The sequence below is a fragment of the Pantoea sp. WEP genome, from assembly GCF_041678305.1.
GTDB classification, from domain to species: Bacteria; Pseudomonadota; Gammaproteobacteria; order Enterobacterales; family Enterobacteriaceae; genus Pantoea; species Pantoea dispersa.
This window is the reverse complement of sequence record NZ_JBGNXB010000002.1, coordinates 250,786-268,520: the sequence shown is the minus strand read 5'-3', so window position 1 is coordinate 268,520 and position 17,735 is coordinate 250,786. Positions and strand designations below refer to the sequence as shown.

Below are 17,735 nucleotides of genomic sequence, written 5' to 3'. Positions count from 1 at the left end.
ATGTTCCATCAAGAGCGTGTCAAGAAGGGCAACAACGTCAGGCGTTGCGCGGCAACAAAATCTGTATCTGCAAGCCTCCCGCTGCTGGCAGCGTGGCATTAATCGTGCCGCCGTGCGCCTGGCAAATCGCCCGCGCAATCGACAGGCCCAGCCCGCTGCCGCCCGAGTGGCGGGCGCGTGACGCCTCACCGCGCGCAAAACGCTCGAACATCAACGCCAGAAACGCCGCAGGAACGCCCGGGCCGCTGTCCTGCACGATGATTTCGTAATGATCAACGGTGTTGCGCGTGCGCAGCTGCAGCTGGCTGCCGCTTCCGGCATAGCGCAGGGCGTTTTCCAGCAGGATGGTGAAAACCTGTCCGAGACGGAACGGATCGACCGGCAGCAATGTCTCTTCAGCCAGCGCTACCCCGGTGCTGATGCGCGCTTCATCCAGCTGCGGTTTGATCCACTGCAGGCGCTCGCGCAGGATATCGGCCGGGTTGCAGCGGACTTTCTCCAGCGTGAGCTGGCCGGCATCCGCCAGTGACAGCAGATGCAGCTCATCGATCAGCCGATGCAGACAACTGAGCTGCGCCATGATCAGGGCGAGCTGACGTGAGTCAGCGCTGAACACGCCATCAAGCAGCGCCTGCAGACGCACCATGGCGGCGTTGAGCGGCGACCGCAGCTCATGCGCCATGGCGACATGCGACGTACGCAGCTCTTTGTCGTAACGCGCCAGCTGGCGCGTCATGGCGTTGAAGTTGTGCGCGAACTGCACCAGTTCGGCGGGCGCATCCGGTGTCAACGCCGCCTGCGCACCGAAGTCGCCTGCGGTCACCTGGTCTGCCGCCCGTCTGAGCTGGCTGAACTGCGCAGAAAGCGGGCGCGCGTGGCGCAGCCCGAAATAGGCAATAAACGGAATGGTCACCAGCACCAGGATGCCGACGGTGATCCAGTCCGAGGAGGCAATGGACGGGTCGGAGTAGCGTATGCCCCACCAGCTATCGATGATCTGGTGAAAGCGCGCGGGATCGCGTTCCGGATGTGCACGCAGGGCGAGAAATTCATGCAGAACCGCCGGCGGCATATGGTGCGTGATCCACAGGTACTGCACCGTGAAGCGCAGCCACATGCACAAAGCAATCAGTACCACGGTACCGATAGCCAGCGTCAGAATGCGCAGACAAAGCCAGCGCCAGAGCGTTTGTGGGGATTTTTGTGTCATGGCTGGCGGAACCGGTAGCCTACGCCGCGCACGTTGAGCAGCACGCCCGCCATACCGGCCGCTTCCAGCTTTTTGCGCAGGTTATATACGTGGGTATCAATCACCCGCTCCAGCGCGTCGCTGTCCGGCATACACTGCTCCAGCAAAAACGGGCGGCTCAGCGCGCGCACCGGTGCGCGCATCAGCGTGACCAGCAGCGTGAATTCGGTTGGCGTGGTATCAACGAAAAGCACGTTACCCGAGGCCTGCGTGACGGTAACCGTCATCGCGCCGCTGTTCACCTCCAGCCCCTGCCAGCGCAGGATCTCTTCCTGCAGCGTTTTTACCGCGCTGCGCCGCAGTACTGCCTGCACGCGTGCCACTACTTCGCCGGGATGATAAGGCTTGACCACATAATCATCCGCGCCGTAGCGCAGGGCACCGATGCGATCGGGCGTATCCCCCATGGCCGTGACCATAATCACCGGCACCTCGCTGCTGCGCCGGAGTTTTGCCAGCACCTCGGTGCCGTTCAGGCCGGGCAGCATCACATCAAGCAAAATCAGATCGGGCTGCCAGCGCAGGGCCAGCTCAAGTCCGCTCAGGCCATCCGCGGCAACACGCACCGCATAATTTTCCCGTAGCAGATAGGCCTCCAGCACCTCAGCCGCGTCAGCGTCGTCCTCAATAATCAGGATATTTTTGGTCTGCATAACTCACCTTGACAGTTTCTTCATAAATCCCTGGCTGTTTGTTGACACAGCCCCGGGATACTTCGGCTTCGCGCTGCGGCTGCCCGGGCAAGGGGCGGTAAACGGACCGATAAAGAGGTGACACGATGATAACCAGAAAAACGCTGATGTACATGACCCATCTGCTACTCATGATTTCCGCTGCCGCCAGGGCGGATGGCGACGTACAGACCAGCCTGACGCTCGGCGCGGGGGCGCAATTCGCGCCACGCTACAGCGGATCGAATAAAACACGGGTGCAGCCGGTACCGATTTTCCAGGCCAGAGATGGCGCATTTTTTGCTGATGCCCAGAAAGGCATCGGGTACGACCTGCAGAGCGACAGCGGGTTTTATCTGGAACACACGCTGGGTTATGGCCTGGGCCGAAGCGATAAAGATTCAACGTGGCGCGACGGCGCCAGCCGGCTGCAAGGCATGGGAAACATCAGTGCGACGGTGAACACTGCACTGGCGCTGGGCTGGCAGCTCACGCCGTGGCTGAGTGCAGAGGGCAAAGCGGTGCTGCCGCTCAGCGATGATCAGGGCGTGAACTATCAGGCATCCGTTACGCTGGTGCCTCTCCAGCGCGACAGCGATACCGTTGCACTGCAGACGGCGGCACTGTTTGGCGATGCGCGTTATATGAATACCTGGTATGGCGTGAGCGATGTCCAGAGCAGGCGCAGCCGGTTTTCACGCTACGATGCCGGCGGCGGCTTTTATGGTGTTGCGACTACGCTCACCTGGAGCCACCAGTTTGATGCCCACTGGGGCACGCTGGTCAGCGCGGGTTACAGCTGGCTGGGCGATCGCGCCGCGGACAGCCCGATCGTGTCCCGGCGCGACCAGGTCACCGGCACGGTCGGCTTTAGCTACACCTTCTGAGAAACGTTATCGGTGGCTGCACAACGCCCGGCCGGCGCGCTGTGCAGCACGATAGCCACTACGCGGACATGCCGCCATCAATCACCAGTTCGCTGCCGGTAACATAGACACTTTCGTCCGATGCGAGGAACAGGGCAGCCGCCGCAACTTCGCCAGGATGGCCGAGGCGTTTGGCCGGTATCTGCGCGCTGAATGTCTGTCGTACCTCGTCGCTGACCTGGTCAAACATCGGCGTGTCCGTCGGGCCGGGACTGAGCGTGTTGACGCGAATGCCGCGCGGTGCCAGTTCGCTGCTCCAGGTGCGGGCATAGGCGCGCACCGCGGCTTTGCTGGCCGAGTAAGCGCCATAGCCGGGATTGGCCATGCTGCCCGCAATCGAGCCCACCAGCACGATGGCACCGCCTTCCGTCATGTGCTTCACCGCATGCTGTACGGTGAATACCATGGCACGCACGTTGAGGCCGAACGTGCGGTCAAAGTGCTCTGCGCTGGTCTCTTCGAGGCTGGCGGGTTCGGCCACGCCAGAGGAGTTCACCAAAATATCGAGACGTCCGGCGCGGGCCTGCACGGTGTCAAACAGACGGGCAACATCGTCTGCGCTGGTGAGGTCGCCCGCTATTGCCTCAATGCGGCCGCCAGTCAGCGTGACGGCTTCGGCCAGCAGCGCTTCGCGTCGCCCGGTGATGAAAACGTGGGCACCTTCCTGCACAAAACGGCGCGCGATGGCGAGGCCGATACCACTGCCGCCGCCGGTCACCAGCGCGACTTTTCCTTCGAGTTTCATGATGGCTGCTCCAGAATAAGAGGGGTGGACGGCTGATGATACATTTCGTATATTTAGTGTCAATTACGCACCTTATCTACATTAGATATACATAAGGAAACCCCATGCCGACTGATATCGCGGCGCTGCTGGCAGAGATCAACAGCACCCGTCCGATCCTGGAACAGGTCGCCAATAAGTGGTCGGTATTAATTCTGACCGTGCTGTGCACTGAACCCGCGCGCTTTAACGCGATCAAGCGCCGTCTTGATCCGATTACCCACAAGGCACTGACGGAGGCGTTGCGCCGGCTGGAGCGTAACGGCCTGATTAGCCGTCGCGTGATCGCCTCGTCCCCGGTGGCGGTGGAATATGCCATTACGCCGCTGGGCCAGACGTTGCAGGATCCGTTTGTTGCGCTGGTGAAGTGGGCCAGAGAGCAGGGCGACGCGATTGAAAAGGCACAGCTTGTCTATGATCAACGTCGTGCCAGCGAAGAATAAAGCGTGGCGGCCGCCGGCTATTCAGGCGGTCTGTTAATCGCATGCTCAACATGGTTTGCCGTTCTTCTCTTCGCCGCTAAATTAGCCCACATAAAAACGGACTTATTAGATTCGACTCACCGGAATTTAATTACGTCATTTCAGTAAATTTCACGCTGCGTTATTATTTGCGTGCGGGAAAAAACGGTTAAAAATTTTGAATGGGTAAAGCAAATGATTTCAATAACACCTCTGCAGGTGTGCGCTACAGTATTAGCACTTGATTATTTGAGGATGTTTCCATGAAATTTTTGAAAAAAACGGCGCTGCTTTCTCTGGTGGCATTATATGTTCCCCTGTCACATGCCGCAGCGACGGAATATAACCTTGACCCGCAACATACTTCCGTGGTGATCGCATGGAATCACTTTGGTTTCTCTCATCCGACTGCTGATATTTCTGATGTTTCCGGTCAGCTGGCTTTTGACAAAGAAAACCCGGAAAAGTCACAGGTTAATGTGACCCTGCCGTTAAAAACGATTGACACGCATGTGCCAGCGCTGACCAAAGAGTTTCTGGGTAATGAGTATTTTGACGTTAAAAAATATCCTCAGGCCACCTTCCACAGCACCCATGTGGAAAGCAGAGGCGATAATAAATATGATGTGCAGGGTAATTTAACCATCAAAGGGATCACTAAGCCGGTTGTGCTGCATGCCACGCTGAACAAGCAGGATATGCATCCTATGGTTAAAAAGCAGGCGATCGGTTTTGATGCTACCGGCGTCATCAAACGCTCGGATTTTAAAATCGATAAATATGTTCCGGCCGTGGGCGACGAAGTGACGATTACGCTCTCTACCGAGGCGTACGCCAAATAATGCATTGCGCGCTTAATCGAGCGCTTTTTCTCTGCATCAACCTGCTGCGCTATGCGCGTGGTCAGCGCGAGCTGGCGCAACAGGTTGTCTGTACTTCTTCCCCGGGTGCAGCATCACTGCCTGTCAGCGCATTTCACGTCAGCACCCTCTGACGCTGTGCCTCATCACCTGCCTGCAATTTCAGACCTTTAGCAATAAAGCCGAAAAAAACTACCAATTCATAATCTTGCGATGATCGCCAGCAGAGCACCTGATTACCTGATGGGTTTTTCCCCTGCTAACAACGGCCAGTGAACTATATTTTTACCCACTGAAGTGCGAAATCATGGGTTTAGCAGATAACCGGCACGATAACGGTTACTGATTTTGGTGACTTATCTGACAACCACGGTTGTTAGCTGAACAGAAGGGAATATCATGCCATTACTGCTTGGTGAGTTATCTGGTGCGCCGACATGGGTACCTGCTGTATTGCTCGTCACACTCTCGTTACTGCTGGGTTTTCTGGCCCGCTTTATTCTTCTCAGGTTTATTCGCTACTGGCAAAGCCGCGATCGCAAGCTGTTTAAATCGCTGGAAAAGCATCTGCGGGGATCGTTATTTTTATTCATTCCATTACTGCTGATCAATATGGGGATGAATTATGTGCATCTTGATCCTGGCTCACTGAGCTTTATCGCCACCACGCTTAATATCTTTATCATCTTATCGTTCTGTTCCATTTTGATTCGCCTGATTAACGTAGCGCAGGATATGTTATTTATTCGCTACGATATCAACCTGTCGAACAACCTGCGTGCACGAAAAATACGTACGCAGCTCATTTACGTCAAAAAGGTAGCGATTGTCATTCTGGTGCTGTTTTGCCTGAGTTTAATTCTGCTCAACTTCCCTGGTGTTCGTAAATTCGGCACCACCATCCTCGCGGGTGCCGGGGTAGCAGGTATCATTATTGGTTTCGCTTTGCAAAAGTCGCTGGTGAATCTGTTTGCCGGCATTCAGATTGCTTTCACCCAACCGATAAAAATTGACGATGCGGTGGTGGTCGAAAAGGAGTGGGGCTGGATTGAGGAAATCAATCTGACCTATGTTGTGGTGCGCATCTGGGATTTACGCCGTCTGGTGCTGCCCATCACCTATTTTACCGAGAATGCATTTCAGAACTGGACGCGAAATAATGCACAGATATTAGGGTCTGTGTTTCTCTATGTTGATTATTCGATGCCGCTGGCGCCGCTGCGTGAGCATTTTGAAAAAATCCTCAATGAGACGCGGCTCTGGGATCGCGAAACTCAGGTACTGCAGGTGACCGATACCACGGAAAAAACCATGACCATCCGTTTACTGATGACCGCGCAGAACTCACCGACGGCATGGGATTTACGCTGCTACGTCCGCGAGAAAATGATTGAATTCATTCAGCAGAATTACCCGCAGAGTCTGCCGCAGGTGAGAGCCACCCTGACCGACGCCGACAAAGCTTAGTTCAGGCTGGCGATGGGGCATTGCGCAGTAACTGCTCAGGTTGCCATGGCTATCCGGCGTCATTATTAGGGCCCTTATCGGGGCCCTGAACAGGGCGTTTTCTCCGTCAGTTTTTACTGACTCTTTTCCTTATCCGCCTCCGCTGCCTTTGGCAGATCTTTACGCAGTTTTGCCACCTGATCCGCGCTTACCGCAGGTGCCTGATTGCCCCAGCCGTTACGAATGAATGTCACCAGATCCGCCACCTGCTGATCGTTGAGCCGCCAGGCAAAATCAGGCATAGCCAGCCCGGTGACCGCCTCCTTCGTGACAGCCATTTTACCGCCGCGCAGTACGATGCTAATCACCGATGAAGGATCATCACTCAGGATCGCTGAGTTACCGGCAAGAGAAGGGAAGGTTTTGGCATAGCCTTTGCCATCCAGGCGGTGGCAACCTGAGCAGTTATCCATATACAGTCGTGAACCAGGTGCGCTGATGTCTCCCCGGATAAGTGCGGCAGTAGTGGTATCGGCGGATGGCGCAGACGGCGCATCAGGGGCGGAAGCCGGCAGTGACTTCAAATAGCTCGCCACCGCTGCAAGATCGGCCAGGCTGAGATATTGCGTGCTGTGCTCTACCACATCCGTCATAGAGCCGAACGCGGCTGAGGTGTTGGTACGACCGGTTTTCAGGAATAACGCAATATCTTCATTTGACCAACTGCCGAGTCCCGACTTCGCGTTGCCGGTCAGATCCGGCGCATGCCAGCCCTCCAGTGTCCCGCCGGTCAGGTACGTTTTACCCTGCTGATCTAACGATTTTTCCTGATAAGCAATGCCACGCGGGGTATGACAGGTGCCGCAGTGACCCAATCCCTGCACCAGATAAGCGCCACGATTCCACTCCGCACTTTTGGTGGTATCCGCTGCGTAAGCGTTATCGTCGTGGAAAGCCAGATTCCACAGGGCCAGTGGCCAGCGCATATTCAGTGGCCATGGAATATCGCTTTTTCTGTTTTCCGCGTGAACCGCCGTTACGCCATGCATCATGTAAGCATACAAAGCATGCATATCTTCATCGTTAACTTTGGCATAAGCAGTATAAGGCATCGCTGGATACAAATGGCGCCCGTCTTTCGCTATTCCCTGACGTAATGCTTTAGCAAAGTCGTCATAGCTATATTCGCCAATACCGGTGGCTTTATCCGGGGTGATATTGGTCGAATAAATCGCGCCAACCGGCGTCATCATTTTTAATCCGCCGGTAAAGCTCTCTTTTCCGGCAATCGAGTGACAGGCAACGCAATCTCCGGCAGTGGCAATATATTTACCCTTGCTGATGAGTTCCGGAGAGACATCTTCCGCTGCAGAGGATAAAGCACAGAATAGTGTTAATAAGGACAGCCATTTCAAACAGGTCATTTTCATCTTCTTATCCTTATCCCCTTAAGCCTGAACCATTGGGCCTGGATTTTTCAGGTAAATCGTTTTGATTGCGTTAGCTGAAAATAGCGTGGTTGCGCCGACGATTCCCGTGGGGTTGTATGCATGGTTTTGTGGGAAGCAACTGGCGCCGGCCACGAAAACGTTGGACACGTCCCAACACTGCAGATATTTATTCACCACGCTGGTCGCCGGGCTGTCACCCATTATGGCGCCACCGGTGGTATGGGTAGATTGATAAGGACGAACATCGTAATGCGTAGATAAGTTTTTGAAGCCCATGTCGTAAGAATCTGGCCCGATAGCCTTAATGATATTTTCCGTTTTGCCTGCCATGAACTGGGTCATTTTGAGTTCATTCTGCTGCCAGTCAAACGTCATTCTTAATAAAGGCAGCCCATAACCATCGGTATAGGTCGGGTCAAGATCAAGATAACATTGCTTATAAGGCATGACAGATGAACTGACGCCAATGCTCATATTATGCAGGTAGCTATCCCTGATTGCTTTTTTCCAGCCGCTGCCCCATTTAGGCGCATTTTTAGGCGTGACAGTTTGCTCTATAGGCCGGGCGCCGGTAACATGCGCAGAGACCGTACTGCCACCAATAAAGCCTGCAGCAGAGTGATCGAAGTTTTCACTGTTGTAATTATCAATATAGGCGCCTGACGCACCGGTGGCGGCAAAATGGTTAAAGTAGGTCTCTTTATTGAAGAACAGTTTTGCGCCGCCTAACATTTGATAGGCATAATTCCTGCCAACCACGCCTTCGCCTGTCTCGGGATTATAAGGCTTACCGATTTTAGACAGCAAAAGCAGCCGGACATTATGCAACTGGAAGGCGCTGAGGATAACCATCGCTGCGGGTTGTTCGACTTCACTGCCATTTTCATCAATATAGGTTACGCCAGTGGCCAGTTTCCCCGTGTTGTCTTTATTGACGCGAAGCACATGTGATTTACAGCGCAATTCAAAGTTATCGTATTGCTTAAGGGCGGGAATAACACTGGTTTGTGGCGACGCTTTAGAATAGTTATAGCAACCGAATTTTTCACAAAAACCACAATAGTTACAGACGCCCAGCGCAACGCCGTACGGGTTGGTATATGCCTCAGTGCAGATTGCGGCGGGACCCGGGAAGGGATTGTAGCCCAGTTCTTTCGTGGTTTTTTCAAACAGCATGGCAGAATACTGGTAAAGCAACGGTTTGGTCGGGAAAGGATTCGCGCGTTGCGCTTCAAAGGGGTTACCACCTTCGATGATATTGCCATTCAGGTTCCCGGCCTGGCCTGAAGCACCACAAATTTTCTCAAACTTATCAAAATAGGGTTCTATTTCACTGTAGCTGAAAGGATAGTCCTGCAGCGTCATACCATCAGGAATAAAACTGGCACCATATTTTTCAGTCACCACGGTTTTCAGTCGGAGATCCGCTTCCAGTGGCCGCCACAGTAGACCATTCCAGTGTACGCCAGCGCCGCCCACGCCGTCGCCGGGTAAAAAAGAACCCATGCGGCGATAAGGTAAAGCGGTATCTTTAGTGGTATGCCTTACCGTCACGCTCTCTTTGGATATGTTCTGAAAAAGTTTTAGCCTGACACCATATGTCAGCTCATCAATGATACGGGGATAGGCAAAGTCAGGGTAAGTATCTCGCTGTTCTCCCCGTTCAAGCGCAACAATTTTTAATCCGGTTGAGGCTAATTCCATCGCCATCAACGAACCAGCCCAGCCAAAGCCAACAATAACTACATCTACAGGTTCTTTTTTAATCGTCATTTTTTTGCACCATACTTGCCAGAAATACTTACAGGGCCTAAAGGATAAGGTTTATCTGGGTTCTCCATAACCTGAATAAAGTCCGCGCGCGCGCCCGGAAAACCAATCAATTTCCAGGATGCCATGGTTTGATTACCGCCATGCACCGGATCGGCTAAATAACCTTCTTTAGTGTTCTGTAGTAACTGAGAGAAAAATAACTTGCCTGAAATAGTATCAAGCACGATTTTTCCCGACTCCAGATCGTGTAAAATTGCTTCCTGTTTTTCTTTGCTTAAATCTGCGAAATTTTTCTGGAAATTTTCACGGCAGTATTTGTTCAGGTTGATAATACCCCGGCGGTAAATTTCCCGTGGCACCAGATTAGTCTGGTATCCCATCTCAGGAATCGACTCCTGAAATGGCGGGCTCATATACCACAGGTAACCATAGCCATAAGGCAATTCCATTTGCTTATCGATGTAAACGGGCACGCCTTCACTCACCGCACCGGGGCCGAATTCGTCTTCAGGAATCAGCAGGTCCGTTGCGGATAAAATAAATCGCCATTCGTCATTATTAAAAAATACCGGAACGTAGTGATAGGTCTCACTTTTTTCTTTAGCCGGAGCTGCAGAAGCCATCGCGCTGACTGCTGTGGTGCCTGCAATCGCGGTGAAGGGGATGACAGAAAGGGTTTTCTGCAGAAATGACCTTCTGGATGTTTTGATTGGTTGCTCTTTTGATTTCATTCAAATGATTCCTGAGTACAAAGACATGGCGCTTTGCACTACTTGCTTTTGCCCACCCCCTTTCTTTCCCAGGGGAATAATAAATAACCTCAACTAATTGTTTTTCTGTATTCAATCCTCTGGCCATGCGGCAGCCCGATCTCTCAGGGATCGATGCATGCTGTAAGCAGTTTTACTGGATAGTCGTTGCGATTTTACATGGTGAAACAGTGTTGTACCATATGCAACAAGGTCATTTTGTCACCCTATTTGTAACGAAGATATACATGCGTGGTGGGCGAATTGTTATGAAATGGTCGTTTTCATTAACATCCGGTACCGGGTATACGTCCAGCGGACATCAGGCAGCACGGCAGCGGCAGGGGACGGCAGTCCATTTCTGGCATAAAAAAATGCCCGCAGAGCGGGCATAACAAAAAACTACAGGAAAAATTCTCGTCGCAACGCTTGAGCTGTGTGTTGCGTCACTATAGTAGCAACGAAAATTCTCTCCTGCTGACAATGTTCGATGAGTTAATTTTGTTGCCGGGATTCACAGCGCACGCTTCCGTCGCCATTTCTCCCGTTCGCGGTGAGCTATCTCCGCTGTCCACGTTAACCCGCCCAGCGCGACTGGCGGATAATCCGGCAAAAATTCATCGGGCGAAATGCCGGTTGCTTATCACCGATGACGTCAGCTTTCACGTTGCCGAAAGTCGTCGCCGGTTTGTGTTGAATGCCATCATAAAATGCCTGGATAATTTCTTCTTTAAACTGTGCCGGACGGGGATGCTGCTGCACCACGGCTTCACGTTGCTCATCGCTGAAGTGGTCATAGTCAATACCCAGCACATCCATCTCAACGCCGGCCGTCACCAGGGCGATTTCCCCGGCCATAAATTGCGGAATGCCGGGCGTCGTGTGCAGGGCAATCGCCGTCCACACTTTATCAATATCCGCCTGGGCAACCCCATAATGTTGCAGAAAATCGCGCGCCGCATTGGCGCCATCGACTTCAAAGCGCTTATCGCAACTGCAATGCTGTTGCGTCAAACCCACATCATGAAACATGCAGCCAACGTAAAGCAGCTCAGCATCCACTTTGACCCCCAGTCGCTGACCTGCCAAAGCGCCCCAGTAAAAAACGCGGCTGGAGTGATGAAATAACAGATCCGATTCGATGTCACGTACCAGCGCGGTAACATCGCGCGCCATTTTGCTGTCCGGAATACGAATGCCGTTAATTGTAAAACTCATGGTGATGTCTCCGCTTAGTGAAGTTGCGTTCAGCATAAAGCCGCGCGACAATGTCATGAATCTCTGTTTAACGATGATTTCAGACATTGCGATTTAAGCGGACAGCCAGATAATGACTCATCATCTCATTACCCTTTTGGCCGTTCCCGGCGCCCAGTTGCTGGATATTTCCGGGCCGCTGGATGTGTTTGCCGAGGCAAATCGGCTGCTGCATCGTCAGGTGTATCAGCTCAGCGTGATGTCGCTGCAGCACACCAGCATCCGCTGCTCGTCTGGTGTCCGGCTGGAAGCCGACGTTGCGCTAACTGCGGCGACACAGCATCGCGCCGATACCTTTCTGGTTGCCGGAGCACCTGACGCCAGCCAGATGCAGCTTTCCGCCAGTGAGCGCCAGCAGATTACCGCGCTCTGTCAGCGCAGCCAGCGTTACGGCTCGGTGTGTACGGGGGCGCTGCTGCTGGCGCAAACGGGTTTGCTGAACGGCAGGAAAGTCACTACTCACTGGGCGTGTGCGGAACGGCTGGCATTACTGCTACCCGATGCGCAGGTCGAAGCCGATGCGCTGTATGTGGCGGATGGTGCATTACGCACGGCTGCCGGGGTGACGTCCGGACTGGATCTGGCGCTGCGGCTGGTGGAAGAGGATCTCGGGCGCGAGCTGGCGCAGGAGGTGGCCGCCAGCCTGGTGATGTTCTTCCAGCGCCCGGTCACACAGGGACATTTTGTGCGTAAACAGCAGGTGTCACTGGCCGGACGCAGCGCCTTTCAGGAGATGCAGCGTTGGGCAATCGCGCATCTGGCACAGATTCGCGGGCTGGATGACCTGGCGGCGCACATGCACCTCAGTACGCGGCATTTAGCGCGTCTGTTTCAGCAGGAGATGCAGATCCAGCCTGGCGCATGGCTGGAGCAGGCACGCATCAGCCACGCGCGGGCTTTGCTGGATGCCGGTGAGCTGCCGCTCAAAGCGATCCCGGCGGCCTGCGGTTATCAAAGTGCCGATGTAATGCGCCGCGCGTTTGTCAAAGTGACCGGCATGACGCCGTCGCTGTATCGCAAAATGTTCCCGCCGCCGCGCTGAGTCTGCACCACTGTCTGTATTCTCGTCCGGCTGCGCCATCCAGCCGGTTATTCCAGCGTGTTGCTTTCCAGCTTACGCGTTACAGTCCCGCGCGTTGACCACCAGCAGAGCAGCGAACCGAGGCAAACCATGGCCGTGCCTTGCCAGAAGGAGAAGGTCAGGCTGGAGTTAAGGATAAAAGCGGCTATCAGCGATGAAATGATAGGGATAAAGTAGGATGCTGCGGCTAACAGCGTGACATTGCCGTGCAGAATGCCGACGTTCCACGCCGCATAGCCGAGCCCCATCGCCATCGCTGCCAGCGCCAGGCTGATGCACGCCTGCAGCGAAAACACCACGGGCGGCTGCGGTGATAGCAGCGATTTCAGCCACAGCGTCAGCGCAGTTAAGATGAAAAACAGCGTGATGCCGTTACTGCCTTTCGCGCTATTTTTTGTCACCACACAATAAACCGCCCAAATCATCGCACCGCCAAATGCCAGACCATAACTGAGCGGATTATCCATCACGTTGTCGATCATTTCGCCCAGTGAAAATCCCCGATCGCCGCTCAGTACCCGACAAATACCGGCGACTGCCAGCAGGAGGCCGGGAATAATCAACGGGCTGGTCTTTTGCCGGTTAACCATCACCGTTAAAACGATGGTCATCGCCGGCCACAGGTAATTAACCATGCCGACTTCAATCGCCTGATGGCCGCTATGAGTAAAACCCAGCGACAGCGACAGGCAGAGCTCATAGCAGACAAACAGCAGGCTGCCGATCAGCAAATAGCGGCGGGGAAACTGGCGCAGGTCAGGAAAACCCACGGTGAGCAGCAACAGCAGGGCGCTGGCGCTGTAAATCAGCGCGGCACCGGTTACCGGACCAAAACTTTCACTGACGCTTTTTATTAATCCTACAATCGTGCTCCACAGCAGAATGGCCAGCAGACCAGTCAGGGTAGCTTTACTCTGCGGCATTACCCGTTACCTCAATGTGTGAAAAATCGCGGCGTGCTCGCCAGTGTGGCGGCTGGCGGGGACGCAGACAAGATGAATCTGCAGGTTGCCGATGTGACTGGCCGGAAAGCGCACCCGCCTGCAGGCAAGAATCTGAAAAAATATCCTGATTAAAATCAGTGTAATAGAGTAGTGATGTAAATCTTCGCTAAAAAATATCTTGCTATTAAATAGCGCGCTATATAAATTCAGTCTCAGTTCAGAACACGACCATCAAGTCATTATCATTTAAATAGCGTGCGATATAATCGCAAAAAACATTAAAGGAGTAACACCATGAAATTACAACACTCTCTGCTTGCCATGGCGATGGCTACTGCGTCGGTAAATAGCTTTGCTGACGCACCACAACCTGAACGTCACGTGCAACAGTTTTTACAGGCGCTGAACAGCAGCGGCGGCAAACCGATTGAGCAACTGTCACCGCAGGCGGCGCGTCAGGTCCTGATTGATGCGCAGAAGGGCGTAACGCTGCCGCCGGCCGATGTCACTGAAAAAACCATTCAGGTAAACGGCCAGCCCATTAAGCTGAATATCGTAAAACCGCAGGGCGCACAGGGTACGCTGCCGGTATTTATGTTCTTCCACGGCGGCGGCTGGATCCTCGGTGATTTCCCGACCCACGAACGTCTGGTGCGCGATCTGGTGGTGGAATCTGGCGCTGCGGCCGTGTTTGTGAACTATACGCCGTCCCCCGAAGCGCATTATCCGCTGGCCATCAATCAGGCTTATGCGGCGACACGCTGGGTGGCGGAACACGGTAGTGAAATTGGTGTCGATGGCAAGCGCCTGGCGCTGGTTGGTAACAGCGTCGGCGGTAACATGGTGGCGGCGGTCGCGCTGCAGGCTAAACAGCAGCAAACACCAGCAATTCGTTATGACATCATGCTGTGGCCGGTAACCGATGCGCGCTTTGATACCGCTTCGTATCACCAGTTTGCCAACGGATATTTCCTGTCGCGGAACATGATGAAATGGTTCTGGGACGCCTACACCACCAAACAGAGCGAACGCGACAATATCCTGGCTTCGCCACTGCGCGCCACGAAAGAGCAGCTGCAGGGCCTACCGCCAACGTTGATTCAGACGGCAGAACTGGATGTGCTGCGTGATGAGGGTGAAGCCTTTGGTCGCAAACTGGATGCTGCTGGAGTGGATGTCACCGTGACGCGCTATAACGGCCTGATTCATGACTACGGCCTGCTCAATCCGCTGAGCGAGGTGCCGGCGGTTCGCACTGCGATTCGCCAGGCGGCGGAAGAGCTGAAAACCCATTTGCAGTAAGCTTCAGGCCAGGCGCGGCGGCGTCTGGCCCGTTCATTTATCCTCGCGTCACTTCCACTTCATCTCACCGGTATTCACCTTCGCGCTCAGCTCCAGCGAGCTGACATCCGCTAAGGTTGGCCACGCCTGTTTCATTGCCTGAATCACCGCCGCGGAGCCTTTGTGCTGTTGCAGCGCCCGCTCAAAACTTTGCAGATAATCCAGGGTAAAGGTGACCGCCTTATCGCCCGCCGGACGCGCACCCAGATAGTGGCCGGGGATCACCACCTGCGGCTTCAACTGCTGCATTTCTCGCAATACCTGACGCCACTCTGCGCGGCTGGCTGCGGTCTGGGTGTCCGCGGTCCAGACGTGAATGCCGGAATCCACCACTGTGCCACCGAGTATTGCCTTACTGGAGGGAATCCACACGTAGGCTGATTTTTCTGCCGCGTGGCGCAGCTCGATGCGCTCACCATCGACGCTAAACCGCGTCTGGTGGGTAATCTGCGGCACATACAGCTGGTGCGGCGCAGCGCCGTTCATCTGCGGTCCCCAGTACTGCAGCTTGGCATCTTTGGTCGCTTCGATATGTTCCACTACCAGCGGCGAGGCGACAATTTTGGCCTGCGGGAACGCCCGCACCAGCGGCTCAAGACCGAAGTAGAAATCCGGATCGCCCGAGGTGATCACGATGTGGGTCAGCTGCTTGCCGCGCGCTTTAATCAGTTCCACCAGCTTCTCGCCATCCTTGGGGCTGAACTGCGCATCAAACAGAATCGCTTCATGCGGACCGGAGACCAGCGTCGACGAGACCGGAAAAACTCCCTGTTCCTGTGGGTTATACACGTCTAACTGCAACGGAGCGGCAAAAGCCGGCGCGGCGGCTAAGGTGACCAGCAGCGCGAGTGATTTCATCTTCATGGCATCTTCCTTTTTACGGCAACGTGCCGTCACTGAAAGACGCTATTGTAAGCAAATCGCCAGCTGGCAGAATTCCCGCAATCAGATATGATCAGTTGCATAAAACGATCAGATGGAGCCTGCATGGACAGAGTGACGGCAGCGCGGGTGTTTAACCGGATTTGTGAGTTGGGAAGCCTGAGCGCGGCGGCGCGCGCGCTGGATATTTCGCGCCCGATGGTCAGTCGCTATCTTGATGAAATGGAGAAGTGGGCGGGCGCACGCCTGCTGCACCGTTCTTCACGGCGGCTGACCATTACCCCGGCGGGTGAGCAGATTTTGCATAAGACACGCGCGCTGGCCCGGCTGGCCGACGAGATTGAACAGCAGGGCGATGAGGGCAAACCGCAGGGCACGTTGCGCGTGGCCTGTGCACATTCAACCGCCACACACATTCTTGGACCGATGATTCCGGCGTTCCTCGCGCGTTACCCGGCGGTGCGTATTGAGCTGGAGATCAATAATCAGCCGGTCAGCCTGGTGGGTGAGCGCATCGATGTGGCCATTCGCATTACCGACGATCCGGAGCCCGGCGCGATTGCCCGCAGGCTGGGTGAATGTGCTTCGGTAGTCTGCGCTGCGCCGGCCTATTTAACGCAGCGGGGCGAACCGCAGACGCCAGCGGATCTGGCACAACATAATTGCCTGCACTACAGCCGCTTCGCCGGGCAGCGCTGGCAGTTTCACGATGCGCAAGGCGAGGCGGTTTCCGTGGTGGTGAGCGGCAATTTCAGCGCCGGTATTTCATCCGTGTTATGTGATGCCGCTATCGCCGGATGTGGGGTTGCCATGGTGCCGGCAATGGAGGCACAGGCTGCGCTCGCCAGCGGTCAGTTACGTTGCGTACTGCCCGGCTTTCAACCGCGCACCTTAGGCATTTATGGCCTGTATATGTCGCGCGAACGCCAGCCTGCGGTATTACGGGTATTTCTGGATGCGGTGATGCAGCAGTTGCGAAACCTCTGAATCATCACTGTGACAACGTCACTGTGACTGTCACGCGCTGTATGTGTTACGTAACACCGTTTCGACCACCTGAACCCTGGCGTTAAGCGACAAATCCACCGCACAACTGCTACTATGCGCCGCGCCGCGGCAGTTGAGCAGCGCGCCGGGTTCCACTTTCACTCATTTTACCTGCTTAACGGCATGGGGTAGCACCGTAATGTTTCACGATTTAGGCATCATCAATCTCTGGACTTTCCTGGCGGGCGCGCTGGTGATCATTCTATTACCCGGACCCAACAGCCTGTATGTGCTGCGCACCGGGATGAGTCGTGGGGCAAAGCCGGCCTGTCAGGCGATAGCCGGGGTGATGGCGGGCGATTTGATTTTGATTTTCCTCGCCTGGGCGGGCGTCGCGACGCTGATCCGTACCAGTCCGCATATTTTTATGGTGGTGCGTTATCTTGGCGCCATGTTCCTGCTGTATCTTGGCGTGAAGATTATCATCGGCGCGCTGCGCAAACGCAGCGGCGATCAACCGGCTGAAGTGGTAAAACAGGAAAACTATTTCCTGCGTGCGCTGCTGCTTGGCGTAACCAATCCCAAGGCGATTCTGTTTTACGTTTCGTTCTTCATTCAGTTTATCGATCCGCGCGTAACCCATACTGCGCCGGCGTTTGCCACCCTGGGTGCGCTGATCCAGGTGATCAGTTTCAGCTACTATTCCCTGTTGCTGGTGGCTGGCGCGGTGATGGTACGCTATCTGCGCAGCCGCACCCGCCTGGTCAAGCTGGCGAACATGCTGACCGGCATGCTGTTTTTTGGCTTCGCCGTGCGGTTAGTCAGCGCGCAAAGCTAACCCTTCTGACGCACGCCACGGCAGCAACGCCGCCT

At 54.7% G+C, this 17,735-nt stretch carries 17 protein-coding genes; 8 read left to right on the top strand and 9 right to left on the bottom strand.

Annotation, left to right across the window (positions count from 1 at the left end; all coding sequences use genetic code 11):
• Window positions 1-37: 37 nt before the first annotated feature.
• Together ABVR31_RS20335 and ABVR31_RS20330 are read right to left on the bottom strand one after the other, a co-directional pair.
• A complete protein-coding gene (locus ABVR31_RS20335) occupies window positions 38-1,210 on the bottom strand; it encodes an ATP-binding protein (RefSeq protein ID WP_372774307.1) in 1,173 nt (390 codons plus the stop codon).
• Window positions 1,207-1,902 carry a response regulator transcription factor gene (locus ABVR31_RS20330; RefSeq protein WP_372774305.1) on the bottom strand — a complete coding sequence of 232 codons (696 nt, stop codon included), beginning with the start codon at window positions 1,900-1,902 and terminating at the stop codon, window positions 1,207-1,209. Before ABVR31_RS20330 ends, ABVR31_RS20335 begins: the two co-directional genes overlap by 4 nt.
• 125 nt (window positions 1,903-2,027) lie before the next feature.
• Between ABVR31_RS20330 and ABVR31_RS20325 the strand changes: the two genes are divergently transcribed.
• On the top strand, window positions 2,028-2,807 hold the full coding sequence (locus ABVR31_RS20325) for a MipA/OmpV family protein (RefSeq protein ID WP_159377656.1): 780 nt from the start codon (window positions 2,028-2,030) through the stop codon (window positions 2,805-2,807).
• A 58-nt stretch (window positions 2,808-2,865) separates the two neighbouring features.
• Here the strand turns inward: ABVR31_RS20325 and ABVR31_RS20320 are convergent, their stop codons facing one another.
• Complete coding sequence (locus ABVR31_RS20320) at window positions 2,866-3,594, bottom strand: SDR family NAD(P)-dependent oxidoreductase (protein WP_372774737.1); 729 nt, start codon at window positions 3,592-3,594, stop codon at window positions 2,866-2,868.
• A gap of 101 nt (window positions 3,595-3,695) precedes the next feature.
• Here ABVR31_RS20320 and ABVR31_RS20315 point away from each other — a divergent pair, with 101 nt between their 5' ends.
• The 3 genes from ABVR31_RS20315 to ABVR31_RS20305 all read left to right on the top strand — a co-directional run bounded on the left by ABVR31_RS20315 (window position 3,696) and on the right by ABVR31_RS20305 (window position 6,418).
• Entirely contained in the window at window positions 3,696-4,073 is a 378-nt protein-coding gene (locus ABVR31_RS20315) for a helix-turn-helix domain-containing protein (RefSeq protein ID WP_058759071.1), read from the top strand.
• A gap of 281 nt (window positions 4,074-4,354) precedes the next feature.
• Window positions 4,355-4,933, top strand: coding sequence for a YceI family protein (locus tag ABVR31_RS20310; RefSeq protein ID WP_372774303.1), 579 nt, complete (start codon window positions 4,355-4,357; stop codon window positions 4,931-4,933).
• A gap of 417 nt (window positions 4,934-5,350) precedes the next feature.
• Complete coding sequence (locus ABVR31_RS20305) at window positions 5,351-6,418, top strand: mechanosensitive ion channel family protein (protein ID WP_058759073.1); 1,068 nt, start codon at window positions 5,351-5,353, stop codon at window positions 6,416-6,418.
• Between the two features lie 113 nt (window positions 6,419-6,531).
• Here ABVR31_RS20305 and ABVR31_RS20300 read toward each other — a convergent pair whose 3' ends face one another.
• From ABVR31_RS20300 to ABVR31_RS20285, 4 genes are all read right to left on the bottom strand, one after another.
• Window positions 6,532-7,827, bottom strand: a complete 1,296-nt coding sequence (locus ABVR31_RS20300; protein WP_372774301.1) for a cytochrome c — start codon at window positions 7,825-7,827, stop codon at window positions 6,532-6,534.
• Window positions 7,828-7,845: 18 nt separating this feature from the next.
• Window positions 7,846-9,621 (bottom strand): GMC family oxidoreductase, encoded by a 1,776-nt coding sequence (locus ABVR31_RS20295; protein ID WP_372774299.1) that lies wholly within the window; start codon window positions 9,619-9,621, stop codon window positions 7,846-7,848.
• Window positions 9,618-10,352, bottom strand: coding sequence for a gluconate 2-dehydrogenase subunit 3 family protein (locus tag ABVR31_RS20290; protein ID WP_371221325.1), 735 nt, complete (start codon window positions 10,350-10,352; stop codon window positions 9,618-9,620). Before ABVR31_RS20290 ends, ABVR31_RS20295 begins: the two co-directional genes overlap by 4 nt.
• A gap of 594 nt (window positions 10,353-10,946) precedes the next feature.
• On the bottom strand, window positions 10,947-11,588 hold the full coding sequence (locus ABVR31_RS20285; protein ID WP_371221326.1) for an HD domain-containing protein: 642 nt from the start codon (window positions 11,586-11,588) through the stop codon (window positions 10,947-10,949).
• Window positions 11,589-11,700: 112 nt separating this feature from the next.
• Between ABVR31_RS20285 and ABVR31_RS20280 the strand changes: the two genes are divergently transcribed.
• Entirely contained in the window at window positions 11,701-12,669 is a 969-nt protein-coding gene (locus tag ABVR31_RS20280) for a GlxA family transcriptional regulator (RefSeq protein ID WP_372774296.1), read from the top strand.
• 47 nt (window positions 12,670-12,716) lie between these two features.
• On the opposite strand, the gene yddG is transcribed toward ABVR31_RS20280, so the two are convergent.
• Complete coding sequence (gene yddG / locus ABVR31_RS20275) at window positions 12,717-13,631, bottom strand: aromatic amino acid DMT transporter YddG (RefSeq protein WP_372774294.1); 915 nt, start codon at window positions 13,629-13,631, stop codon at window positions 12,717-12,719.
• Between the two features lie 342 nt (window positions 13,632-13,973).
• On the opposite strand from yddG, the gene ABVR31_RS20270 reads away from it, so the two are divergent.
• On the top strand, window positions 13,974-14,954 hold the full coding sequence (locus ABVR31_RS20270) for an alpha/beta hydrolase (protein WP_369974302.1): 981 nt from the start codon (window positions 13,974-13,976) through the stop codon (window positions 14,952-14,954).
• 48 nt (window positions 14,955-15,002) lie between these two features.
• On the opposite strand, the gene ABVR31_RS20265 is transcribed toward ABVR31_RS20270, so the two are convergent.
• Window positions 15,003-15,857, bottom strand: a complete 855-nt coding sequence (locus tag ABVR31_RS20265; protein WP_372774292.1) for a Vmh family MBL fold metallo-hydrolase — start codon at window positions 15,855-15,857, stop codon at window positions 15,003-15,005.
• Between the two features lie 123 nt (window positions 15,858-15,980).
• Between ABVR31_RS20265 and ABVR31_RS20260 the strand changes: the two genes are divergently transcribed.
• Entirely contained in the window at window positions 15,981-16,862 is an 882-nt protein-coding gene (locus ABVR31_RS20260; protein WP_278706772.1) for a LysR family transcriptional regulator, read from the top strand.
• Between the two features lie 199 nt (window positions 16,863-17,061).
• Window positions 17,062-17,700, top strand: a complete 639-nt coding sequence (gene leuE / locus ABVR31_RS20255; protein ID WP_058759082.1) for a leucine efflux protein LeuE — start codon at window positions 17,062-17,064, stop codon at window positions 17,698-17,700.
• The last annotated feature ends 35 nt before the right edge of the window (window positions 17,701-17,735 follow it).

What these genes read in the sequence shown, in the direction of transcription:
- ABVR31_RS20335 (WP_372774307.1), bottom strand. Translation starts at nt 1,210, where the DNA reads ATGACACAAAAATCCCCACAAACGCTCTGGCGCTGGCTTTGTCTGCGC.
- ABVR31_RS20330 (WP_372774305.1), bottom strand. Translation starts at nt 1,902, where the DNA reads ATGCAGACCAAAAATATCCTGATTATTGAGGACGACGCTGACGCGGCT.
- ABVR31_RS20325 (WP_159377656.1), top strand. Translation starts at nt 2,028, where the DNA reads ATGATAACCAGAAAAACGCTGATGTACATGACCCATCTGCTACTCATG.
- ABVR31_RS20315 (WP_058759071.1), top strand. Translation starts at nt 3,696, where the DNA reads ATGCCGACTGATATCGCGGCGCTGCTGGCAGAGATCAACAGCACCCGT.
- ABVR31_RS20310 (WP_372774303.1), top strand. Translation starts at nt 4,355, where the DNA reads ATGAAATTTTTGAAAAAAACGGCGCTGCTTTCTCTGGTGGCATTATAT.
- ABVR31_RS20305 (WP_058759073.1), top strand. Translation starts at nt 5,351, where the DNA reads ATGCCATTACTGCTTGGTGAGTTATCTGGTGCGCCGACATGGGTACCT.
- ABVR31_RS20300 (WP_372774301.1), bottom strand. Translation starts at nt 7,827, where the DNA reads ATGAAAATGACCTGTTTGAAATGGCTGTCCTTATTAACACTATTCTGT.
- ABVR31_RS20295 (WP_372774299.1), bottom strand. Translation starts at nt 9,621, where the DNA reads ATGACGATTAAAAAAGAACCTGTAGATGTAGTTATTGTTGGCTTTGGC.
- ABVR31_RS20290 (WP_371221325.1), bottom strand. Translation starts at nt 10,352, where the DNA reads ATGAAATCAAAAGAGCAACCAATCAAAACATCCAGAAGGTCATTTCTG.
- ABVR31_RS20285 (WP_371221326.1), bottom strand. Translation starts at nt 11,588, where the DNA reads ATGAGTTTTACAATTAACGGCATTCGTATTCCGGACAGCAAAATGGCG.
- ABVR31_RS20280 (WP_372774296.1), top strand. Translation starts at nt 11,701, where the DNA reads ATGACTCATCATCTCATTACCCTTTTGGCCGTTCCCGGCGCCCAGTTG.
- yddG (WP_372774294.1), bottom strand. Translation starts at nt 13,631, where the DNA reads ATGCCGCAGAGTAAAGCTACCCTGACTGGTCTGCTGGCCATTCTGCTG.
- ABVR31_RS20270 (WP_369974302.1), top strand. Translation starts at nt 13,974, where the DNA reads ATGGCGATGGCTACTGCGTCGGTAAATAGCTTTGCTGACGCACCACAA.
- ABVR31_RS20265 (WP_372774292.1), bottom strand. Translation starts at nt 15,857, where the DNA reads ATGAAGATGAAATCACTCGCGCTGCTGGTCACCTTAGCCGCCGCGCCG.
- ABVR31_RS20260 (WP_278706772.1), top strand. Translation starts at nt 15,981, where the DNA reads ATGGACAGAGTGACGGCAGCGCGGGTGTTTAACCGGATTTGTGAGTTG.
- leuE (WP_058759082.1), top strand. Translation starts at nt 17,062, where the DNA reads ATGTTTCACGATTTAGGCATCATCAATCTCTGGACTTTCCTGGCGGGC.